This is a genomic window from Comamonas sp. JNW, assembly GCF_003105075.1.
Classification (GTDB): Bacteria; Pseudomonadota; Gammaproteobacteria; order Burkholderiales; family Burkholderiaceae_C; genus Comamonas; species Comamonas squillarum.
This window is the reverse complement of record NZ_QETI01000016.1, coordinates 105,633-115,067: the sequence shown is the minus strand read 5'-3', so window position 1 is coordinate 115,067 and position 9,435 is coordinate 105,633. Positions and strand designations below refer to the sequence as shown.

Below are 9,435 nucleotides of genomic sequence, written 5' to 3'. Positions count from 1 at the left end.
CCGGCGTGCGCGGGCAGCTGCCCGTGGCCCAGGCGCTGCAGCTGCTACTGGCGGGAACCGGGCTGGAGGCCGTGCCTGCGGGCGACCGCTCCTATGTGCTGCGCAAGCGCGCAGCGGCCAGCCAGGGCCCGGCGGCGGGCGAGATGGTGCTGGCGCCGGTGGTGGTGCAGGCCCAGGCCGACCGGGTGGCCGCCTCGGAGCATACGGGCTCTTACACGGCAGCGGAATCCAGCACGGCAACGCGCATGGGCTTGTCCTTGCGCGAGACGCCGCAGTCGGTGACGGTGATCACCCGCCAGCAGATGGACGACCAGGGCCTGAGCAACCTGCCCGAGATTCTGGACAAGGTGACCGGCATCACGGTAGGCCGCAATGACAGCGAGCGCGCGACCTTCTACTCGCGCGGCTTTGCGGTCGAGAACTTCCAGTTCGACGGCATGCCCAATACGATGAACTCGGCCAACCAATACACCACCTCGTTGGCCGACAGCGCCATCTACGACCGGGTGGAAGTGGTCAAGGGCGCCACCGGCTTGCTGACTGGCGCGGGCAACCCGGGCGCGGTTGTCAACCTGGTGCGCAAGCGGCCGACCAAGGAGTTCCAGGCATCGCTGGAAGGTGGTGTGGGATCCTGGAGCAAGCAGCGCGGTGTGGCCGATGTATCGGGCCCCTTGAATGCCGATGGCAGCCTGCGTGCCCGCGTGGTGGCCGCCGCGCAAAATGCCGATTCACATGTCGACTACTACAGCCGCGATACGCGCAACTTCTATGGCATCGTCGAGGCCGATCTGGCGCCCCGCACCACGGCAGCGCTGGGCATTGACTACATGCAGACCCGCGCTGACGGCGCAAGCTATGGCCATCTGCCGCTGTTTTTCTCGGATGGCACGCAGACGCATTTTCCGACCTCGCTCAACCCTGCTGCGCGCTGGTCGTACTGGAACAACGACAGCACCAACCTGTTTGCCGATCTGAAGCATGTGTTTGACAACGGCTGGAAGCTGGAGCTGGCAGGCAGCCACCTGCGCCAAAGCCGCGATGTGAAGGTGGGAGTGGCCGCCTATGGTTCGCTGGACAAAGAGACAGGGCTGGGCCTCAATATGCTGTCGGCCAAGATTCCCACGACCTCGACCACCGATTCGCTCAATGCCGTGCTGTCGGGCCCGTTCGAGCTGCTGGGCCGCAGCCATGAGCTGACCTTGGGCGCGGGGTGGTCGCGCGAGCGCCGTGGCGCCCCCGGCTACACCACCAGCTATGACGCGGTGGGCAATTATTTTGACTGGCATGGCAATGCGCCCGAGCCTCAACTGGACCTGGTCAGCGACCGCGACACGCGCGTCACCGAAAAAGGCGCGTTTGGCGCCGTGCGCCTGCGCCCCACCGATGCGCTGTCCGTCATCCTGGGTGCACGGCTGAGCTGGTACCGCCTGGTCGATGGCGAGACCGATCTGGCCAGCAGCGTCTACACGCTCAACGACCGGCTGAAGGTGAGCCACAAAGTCATTCCTTATGCCGGCGTGGTCTATGACTTCAGCAAGCAGTGGTCGGCCTATGCGAGCTACACCGATATCTTCAACCCGCAGACCTACTACAAGGATGCGGGCGGTGCGGCGCTGCCGCCGCTCACCGGCAAGAGCCAGGAGATCGGCATCAAGGGTGCGCTGCTGGATGGCAAGCTCAACACCTCGATCGCGCTGTTCCACACCCAGCAAAACAATGCCGCGCAGTATGTGGATTCCAACCCCGCCACTGGCGAAGAAATCTACATCGCGGCCAAGGGCGTCAAGAGCCGGGGCGTGGAGATGGAGGTCTCCGGCCAGGTCACCCCGGCCTGGAATGTGTACGCGGGCTATACCTACCGCGAGTCCACCCTGGGCTACCAGCCCGATGTGATCCTGAGCGCTGTCAACACCAACCAGCCCAAGCACCTGGTCAAGCTCAGCACCAGCTACCGCCTGCCCGGCCAGTGGAACCCCGTGACGGTGGGCGGGTCGCTCAGCTGGCAGAGCGAGACCTACTACCAGCAAGCGGGCGACACCCAGTGGCGCGCCACCCAGCCGGCCTACACCTTGCTGGGCCTGATGGCGCGCTGGGAGGTGGACTCGCACCTGTCGGTAGCGCTGAACCTGAGCAATGTGCTGAACAAGACCTATATGCCAGGCATGGGCTCGTATGGTACTGGCGTATATGGGGATCCGCGCAGCTATTACCTGTCGGCGCGCTATAAGTTCTGAGGGTCACACTTAATGGCGCTTGATGACGAGTGGCAAAACACTGCACACGTAGTGGTGTGCGCCTAGCCTGAGGATCATCATTCCTTTGCCGCAAGCCTGGGGTTGTGAGGGCCCTGGGCCCAGTAGTGCACCCCTCTACCGCTGGGCCACCGGTATGCGCAAGCGCCGTTACCGGCACGAACGGAGCCAGTGAGTCAAGTCATGCAATCTGAGCATGCTTTGATCTTCAGCAGCGGCGGCGGCGCTCACTTTACTGCATCTGACTTGCTGCAGCAGCGGCCCCTTTCATCCAAGCTGATCCTACTAGTTGGCAGCCTTGAATTCGACGCTGGGGGCCCATTCATGCACCGTACTGGCAGGTTCATTGCTTCAAGCATTTTGGAGGCTCCTCTCGTGATAATCAACGCGACCTAAGGTAGCTCCGCAGATATCGATGACGTCACGGTAGGAGAGCCACATGGCAGGGATTTCTGGCTGGGGGCTTATTACAACGAACCATCGGATGCTTCGTCGCACAATGTCCCCGGGAGTCCACTCTAAGGAAGCAAGGCCATACAGCCATCGCGGCCTGGCGGGCTTTCTGCTCCATGGTGCAATTCCGCTGCAGGCCATGCTGGCAAGGTATAAAGCAATCAGCGGCAGCGTCTACGGCATTCCGTTTCAGGGGAATAATCATGCCTAGTTATGCATAGCCATCAGCGGTATGCTTTGTCCACTCAGCATGTAACCGGTCTTGTTTGGCCAGGATTTACACGGACATAGATCTGCATGGCATCTTTCAGTGTTTGTCTGATAGCACTGTATGTAAGGGCCATCTCAGAATGGGACGGGATTTGTGTGCAAGCTCATCTGCGCTGGGCGGCGATAGGCGGATCTGAATGGTCGGTGCCACGCTTTCGAGGGTGGTCTTGTTTTCTGTGCGCTAGAGATCCGGCACCAAAGCGGACGCTGGCAGGCATTCCAAACAGGTTATTTATAACTTTTTGTTTAACAAATACTGAGCAGCGCTTGAAATTTTTGCGCTGCAGATGGTGTCTATTAGAGGTAACCGAGGCAGGCCCGCTTGCCGGCCTCATCCGCATCCACCGACTTCAGGAGCGATACCCATGCTGATACGTACCCACAACGCGGGCTTTGACCACGGCAGCAGCAGCGACATCACCCCGCAGCACCTGTATTTGAGCCGGCGCGACTTGCTCAAACTGGGGGCCGCTGGCGGCTCGGCGCTGGCCGCAGGCGGCGCTTGGGCACAAGCGGCCAGGTCCGACGGCACGCAGCCGATCAGCACCGTGCGCTCGACGGTGCCCGGCGCCATGTCGATGGAGACACCGACGTCCTTTCAGGATGCCAGCAGCTACAACAACTACTACGAGTTCGGCCTGGACAAAAGCGACCCGGCGCGCTACGCCCACACCTTGCAGACACGGCCCTGGACCGTGCGGGTCGAAGGCCTGGTCAACAAACCCAAAACCTTTGACATCGAAGAGCTGCTCAAGCTCAGCGCCCAGGAAGAGCGCATTTACCGGCTGCGCTGTGTCGAGGGCTGGTCGATGGTGATCCCCTGGGTGGGCTACTCGCTGTCCAAATTGCTGGCGCAGGTGGAGCCCCAGGGCAGCGCGAAGTATATAGAGTTCGTGACCTTGGCCGATCGCAAGATGATGCCTGGCCTGAACAGCAGTGTGCTCGACTGGCCCTACACCGAGGGCCTGCGCATGGACGAAGCCATGCACCCGCTCAGCCTGCTGGCCTTTGGCATGTACGGCAAAACCTTGACCCCGCAAAACGGCGCACCGGTGCGCCTGGTGCTGCCCTGGAAATATGGCTTCAAAAGCGCCAAGAGCATCGTGACCATCCGCGTGGTCGAGAAGCAGCCGGGCACCGCCTGGAACAAGGCGGCGCGCAATGAGTACGGCTTTTACTCGAATGTGAACCCGGATGTGCCGCACCCGCGCTGGAGCCAGGCGACCGAGCGCCGCATTGGTGAAGGCGGCCTGTTTGCCAAGCGCCACAAGACCTTGCTGTTCAACGGCTACGAAGCCCAGGTGGGCCAACTCTACGCCGGCATGGACCTGCGCAAAGACTACTGATCGGTGTCCCTGCCCATGGCAAAGTCTTCGCGTTTTTCAGCCAAAGCCGTGCAGCGGCTGCTGCTGCATTTGTTGTGCCTGGTGCCAGCGGCCTGGCTGTTTTATCTGTCCGCGACCGATGGCCTGGGGGCCAACCCGGCTGAGGCACTGCTGCGTTCGCTGGGCGACTGGGCCATCCGCTTTATCTGCTTTGCGCTGGCAGTCACCCCCTTGCGCCAGTGGCTGCGCTGGAACGGGCTGGCGGCCTACCGCCGCATGCTGGGCCTTTATGCCTTCTTCTACGCCAGCTTGCACTGGCTGGCTTATGTGGTGTTTGACATGGGGGTGGATTGGCCCGCCATCGTCGACGACCTGATCAAGCGCCCCTTCATCCTCGTGGGCACCTTGGCCTGGCTGATTCTGCTGGCGCTGGCCATTACCTCGGTGCCCAGGATCATCCGGCGCATGGGCGGCAAACGCTGGCAGATGCTGCACCGCGCGGTGTATGGGGCGGCTGCGCTGGCCGTGCTGCACTTTTGGTGGATGCGCTCGGGCAAGAACAACTTTGCCGAGGTGTGGCTCTACGGGCTGATCCTGGCTGGCTTGCTGGCGGCACGCTGGGTTTTTCAAAAGCGCAAGCAGATGCAGGCGGCGGCCAAGGCTGCCAGGGTCTGACTGGATTGGCCATTTCAAGCGCGCCTGCCTCCGGCGTTTGCGGGCGCGGCGCCTGGGTTTGCCGCCAAGTGCCGATCCCAGCAGACCGCCCCATGTACCGCACAATGACAGCATGAACCCCAGCAAACGTATCTTGATCGTGGAAGACGATGCTCCCATTGCGGAGCTGCTGCAATTGCACCTGCGCGACGAGGGCTATGAGGTGGTGCACATGGCCGATGGCGACGCGGGCATGCAGGCCTTGGAGCGGGGCGGTTGGGATGCATTGGTGCTGGATTTGATGCTGCCGGGCGTGGATGGCCTGGAGATATGCCGCCGCGCCCGCGCGATGGCCTATTACGTGCCCATCATCATCACCAGTGCCCGCTCCAGCGAGATGCACCGCATCCTGGGGCTGGAGCTGGGAGCGGACGACTACCTGGCCAAGCCATTCTCGGTGCTGGAGCTGGTGGCCAGGGTGCGCGCGCTGTTGCGCCGCAGCCAGGCCTTGGCCCAAAACGCCCGGTTGGATGCCGGTGTGCTGGTGCTCGGCAATCTAGAGATCGACCCGATATCGCGCGAGGTGAAGGTGGGGGGATCCCAGGTGGAGCTGACACCGCGAGAATTTGACCTGCTGCATTTTTTTGTGCGCCATCCGGGCAAGGTGTTCTCCCGGTTTGACCTGCTCAACCAAGTCTGGGGCTACCGCCATGATGGCTACGAGCACACAGTCAACACCCATATCAACCGCTTGAGAGCCAAGATCGAAGCCGATCCTGGCAGCCCCAAGCGCATTCTGACCGTATGGGGCCATGGCTACAAATGGGCGGAGGAAGTGCCATGAAGCTCGCATCCACGACCTTGGCGCAGCGCCTGACCCTGGTCTTTGTGCTGCTGCTGTTGGCTTGCAGCGCGGCCACGGTCTGGCTGCAGATGCGGGTGTCCGACCAGCGTGAGCAAGAGGTGGTGCAGCGCCTGTCGCAGGATCTGGCCGCGCGCATTGCCCGCTACCCGGAGCTGATGCGTGCCGATGGCCTCAACGCCGGGGCCAGCCGCGAGCTGTTTGGCAAGCTGATGCAGGTCAACCCGAGCGTCGAGGTCTACCTGCTCGATGACACAGGTGCCATCCAGGCTTACGATGCGCCGCAAGAAAGGATACTGCGCCAAAAGGTGGATCTGGAGCCCTTGCAGCGCCTGTTCAGTGGCGCGGCCCTGCCGGTGTTGGGCGACGATCCCCGCAGCATGGCCGAGCGCAAGGTGTTCAGCGCAGCGCCGTTGATGCAGGGCGGCCAGCGTTCTGGCTATGTCTATGTGATCCTGCAAGGCCAGGGGCGTGACAGCCTGGCTGCCCGCGTGAGCAGCGATGGCGCGCTGCGCACACTGCTGTGGTCGCTGCTGGTCGTGGTGGTGCTGGGCGCGGTCGCAGCGGCTGTGGCCTTTGGCATGATCACCCGGCCGCTGCGGCGGTTAACGGCCGCCGTGCAAGAGCTGCAAACCGATGGCCTGGCCGATCTGCCCCAGGCCCAGGCCAAGCTGCAAAAAGCCGCGCATGGCGGAGCCGATATCGCTGTGCTTAGCCAGGCCTTTGCGCAGCTGGCGCAACGCACCTGGGAGCAGTGGCAAAAGCTGCGCACCCAAGACCAGCAGCGGCGCGAGCTCTTCGCCAATATCTCCCACGACCTGCGCACGCCTTTAACGTCATTGCATGGCTATCTGGAGACCCTGCAGATCAAGGCCGATGTGCTATCGGCAGACGAGCGCCGCCGCTACCTGGGCATCGCGCTGGACCAAAGCCGCAAGGTCGGTGACCTGGCGCAAAAACTGTTTGAGCTGGCGCGGCTGGAATACGGCGTGGTCAAGCCCGAGCCCGAGCGCTTCTTTCTGCCTGATCTGCTGCAGGACGTGTTCCAGAAGTTTGAGCTGGCCGCCGAAGCCAAGGCGCAGCGCCTGCACGCGGTGATTGACCCGGATCTGCCCCCCGTCACTGCTGATCTGGGCATGCTTGAGCGCGTGCTGGTCAACCTGATCGACAACGCCATCCGCGCCACGCCGCCAGGCGGCGATATCCATGTGGAGCTGCGTGCCGCAGAGCAGGGCCGCATCAGCGTGACGGTGCAGGACACCGGGCCAGGCATACCGCCCGTGCTGCGCGACAGCCTGTTCGAGCGCCCCACCTTGAGCCGCATGCACAGCCGCAGCGATGGGCGGTCTGGAGGGCTGGGGCTCATGATCGTGCACCGCATATTGCAGCTGCACGACAGCTCGATTGAGCTGCTCAGTGAGGCAGGGGAGGCGGGGGCGCGGTTTCGGTTTTATTTGCGCTAGGGCTACCTGAGCGCATCACGTTGAAAACAAAAGGCTGCAAACCGAAATTTGCAGCCTCTGTTTTGTGCGCCTCTGGCAGCGCCAGATTCAAAAGCCTTTGCAAGCTGCTGAATCCATTATCTTTGGCGGAGAAGGCGTCCGCTTCCAGAGTAGATAGCATGCCGATTAAAGAGGCTTTTGGGTGTCTATAGGCCAACAAACAGGCCAAAGCGCTCGGTGCTTTTATTTCTGAGAACTCTTCTGGTTGGTTGTTTTTCGGCAACACCAGACGCCCTCAATCGTACAAAAAATGTTGAGTGGGCTTTGATCGAATCGGTCCCAGCGCAAACGCTTAAAGTGGCTAACACAACCCTCGATACGTCGCTCTCAAGCTTTGTCGTACGTCTGTACTGTCTGCAGCTTAAAGTCTCGTCTTAATCGCAGACCTTTGGTTTGCTGGGTCCTGTTTGCACCTCTTAATCGTGAAGCCCAATGTTCAATGCTAGAACAGAATGTCAGATTCACTTGCCAATTTTCTGAAGGATTGTTGTGATTTCATCATACTCTTCATACCATATTATATTAACTCCCAACTCTCTCATGATTTCTTCGTTAAGCTTATGGTGCCTTTCAAGAAATCGTTTTACTGTTTGATTAGGCGCGCGTACCACCGGCTTTCCATCTTCATTGGAGAATTTATCAAATGTAATTCTTTTGATAAATGCAAAATGCTTTGACTTATCGATTGACTTTGCTGATATTTCTAGAAGTCTTCGCAGGTTTGGATCAGTGAGTGAAAGTCCTATCATAAGGCATGATGATTCTTTTAGATTATTTAGTTGCACTAAATTTGACCAATGATAAGCATCTTGATAAATCTTGTGATAACCCTCCTCTGAGAATACTAGTGTTGCTTTTTGTATGTTTGTATAAATGGAACGATCTTCTGGGAGAAAGCCGTGTACATGATATATTGGCAATTCCTCAGCATTTGGAAGATCAAGCTCTTCAAATATAGGTTTAAATGAAATTCCGTGAGCGCTTGCTTCACGTTCCAGCAGATCATCGAAGTTGTATGTCAAAACACATTTCACCTTTGCACCGGTGCGGCTGGGTGTGCACAGGTTAATGATTGATTTAATGAGACTGGAGCTTAAGGAATATTTTTTATTGCGTAGGCCGTAGAGTTGTTTTGTTACGGCGTTTATAAATTTCTCTTGCTCTACGCTGGAGTCGGTTGTAATACCTTTGCGGATATATCGCGCTAAGGTTAGTGATGAAGGTCCATCAATTTGTCTAAGGCGCTTTACTATGCTTGATATATGCTCTGAATCTGTGCTTTTAGAATTGGCTTCGTCATCTGTGAGCATTGAGACAAAAAGTGAATTTAGAAGAGTGTCCCAGTCTGGCAGCCCTGCACTACTTGAAACTCCTGCGCCTAAAAATATGGAAAATCGTCCGCTTTTGTATTCATCTCGAACTGCATTAACCACTTCGTCTCTCTGCTGACGCCAATCCTCGACATTGCTTTCGATTGTAACTTTAAATCTATTTAAAAAGAGATTTTCTGCAAGTTTGGAAGCGGTTTCTGTATGGCGATCTATTAATGATTGTATTTCGTTGGGTCCCCAAAAATGACAACGGCTTGATTGTCTAAAATTCAACTTGAGCATTAATCTCGCATTTGAATCGATATTTGTGAGAGATATAAGTAGAAATGATGAATCTTTTCCAGTGTCGAATGGTGATATTTTTTTGGTCTCAGTAAGAATGCGGGCTAAACTTATTACTCTCGCTATCTCAATGGAGACATGTCCAGAGATATCTCCAAATCCATTTGGGGCCACCGCATCGTAAGCGGCTACATCACTTCCAGCATTATGAATAATTTCTTGGCTTTTGGATTTGGCCTCTTCTTGTAATAATTTTATTAAAAAAGATTTCAGTAAATAGTAGCCGCGTGGGCCTTGTGACGATATTTTTTCTTCTAATTCAAGATAGTTCATAAATTCTTTAGTTTATTAAATGTGAAATTTCATTTGAATCTGGCAGTAAATTAGATTTTTTGGAGCTATCGGGTTTCCGAGGGCTATTTATTAACCGAAATTTCAAGTAGAAATATATGTGTATAAAATTATCTAGCTGCCTGAGTATTTTTACTTATCTGTCTTTTTAAT

Annotated in this window: 7 protein-coding genes; 5 read left to right on the top strand and 2 right to left on the bottom strand. The window is 57.5% G+C overall.

Translation table 11 applies throughout. The features are described from left to right. From DCO45_RS19800 to DCO45_RS19775, 5 genes are all read left to right on the top strand, one after another. Positions 1-2,234, top strand: a 2,234-nt coding sequence (locus DCO45_RS19800) for a TonB-dependent siderophore receptor (protein WP_133248222.1), incomplete at its 5' end; no start/stop codon positions are given. A 1,106-nt stretch (positions 2,235-3,340) separates the two neighbouring features. Further along, positions 3,341-4,321: a protein-methionine-sulfoxide reductase catalytic subunit MsrP gene (gene msrP / locus DCO45_RS19790; protein ID WP_116927417.1), complete on the top strand. Its 981-nt coding sequence runs from the start codon at positions 3,341-3,343 to the stop codon at positions 4,319-4,321. Positions 4,322-4,336: 15 nt separating this feature from the next. After that, positions 4,337-4,975: a protein-methionine-sulfoxide reductase heme-binding subunit MsrQ gene (locus tag DCO45_RS19785; protein WP_116927416.1), complete on the top strand. Its 639-nt coding sequence runs from the start codon at positions 4,337-4,339 to the stop codon at positions 4,973-4,975. A 112-nt stretch (positions 4,976-5,087) separates the two neighbouring features. Further along, a complete protein-coding gene (locus tag DCO45_RS19780; RefSeq protein WP_116927415.1) occupies positions 5,088-5,798 on the top strand; it encodes a response regulator transcription factor in 711 nt (236 codons plus the stop codon). Then, positions 5,795-7,279, top strand: coding sequence for a HAMP domain-containing sensor histidine kinase (locus tag DCO45_RS19775; RefSeq protein ID WP_116927414.1), 1,485 nt, complete (start codon positions 5,795-5,797; stop codon positions 7,277-7,279). The genes DCO45_RS19780 and DCO45_RS19775 overlap by 4 nt, the downstream gene beginning before the upstream one ends. Here the strand turns inward: DCO45_RS19775 and DCO45_RS22805 are convergent. Together DCO45_RS22805 and DCO45_RS19770 are read right to left on the bottom strand one after the other, a co-directional pair. Then, positions 7,230-7,544, bottom strand: coding sequence for a hypothetical protein (locus tag DCO45_RS22805; protein WP_133248221.1), 315 nt, complete (start codon positions 7,542-7,544; stop codon positions 7,230-7,232). The two genes, DCO45_RS19775 and DCO45_RS22805, sit on opposite strands and share 50 nt — an antisense overlap. 235 nt (positions 7,545-7,779) lie before the next feature. Then, positions 7,780-9,264 (bottom strand): SIR2 family protein, encoded by a 1,485-nt coding sequence (locus DCO45_RS19770; RefSeq protein WP_116927413.1) that lies wholly within the window; start codon positions 9,262-9,264, stop codon positions 7,780-7,782. Positions 9,265-9,435: the final 171 nt, after the last annotated feature.

Bases quoted from the DNA above. Each gene is read 5' to 3' on its own strand.
- msrP (WP_116927417.1), top strand. From the start codon at position 3,341: ATGCTGATACGTACCCACAACGCGGGCTTTGACCACGGCAGCAGCAGC.
- DCO45_RS19785 (WP_116927416.1), top strand. From the start codon at position 4,337: ATGGCAAAGTCTTCGCGTTTTTCAGCCAAAGCCGTGCAGCGGCTGCTG.
- DCO45_RS19780 (WP_116927415.1), top strand. From the start codon at position 5,088: ATGAACCCCAGCAAACGTATCTTGATCGTGGAAGACGATGCTCCCATT.
- DCO45_RS19775 (WP_116927414.1), top strand. From the start codon at position 5,795: ATGAAGCTCGCATCCACGACCTTGGCGCAGCGCCTGACCCTGGTCTTT.
- DCO45_RS19770 (WP_116927413.1), bottom strand. From the start codon at position 9,264: ATGAACTATCTTGAATTAGAAGAAAAAATATCGTCACAAGGCCCACGC.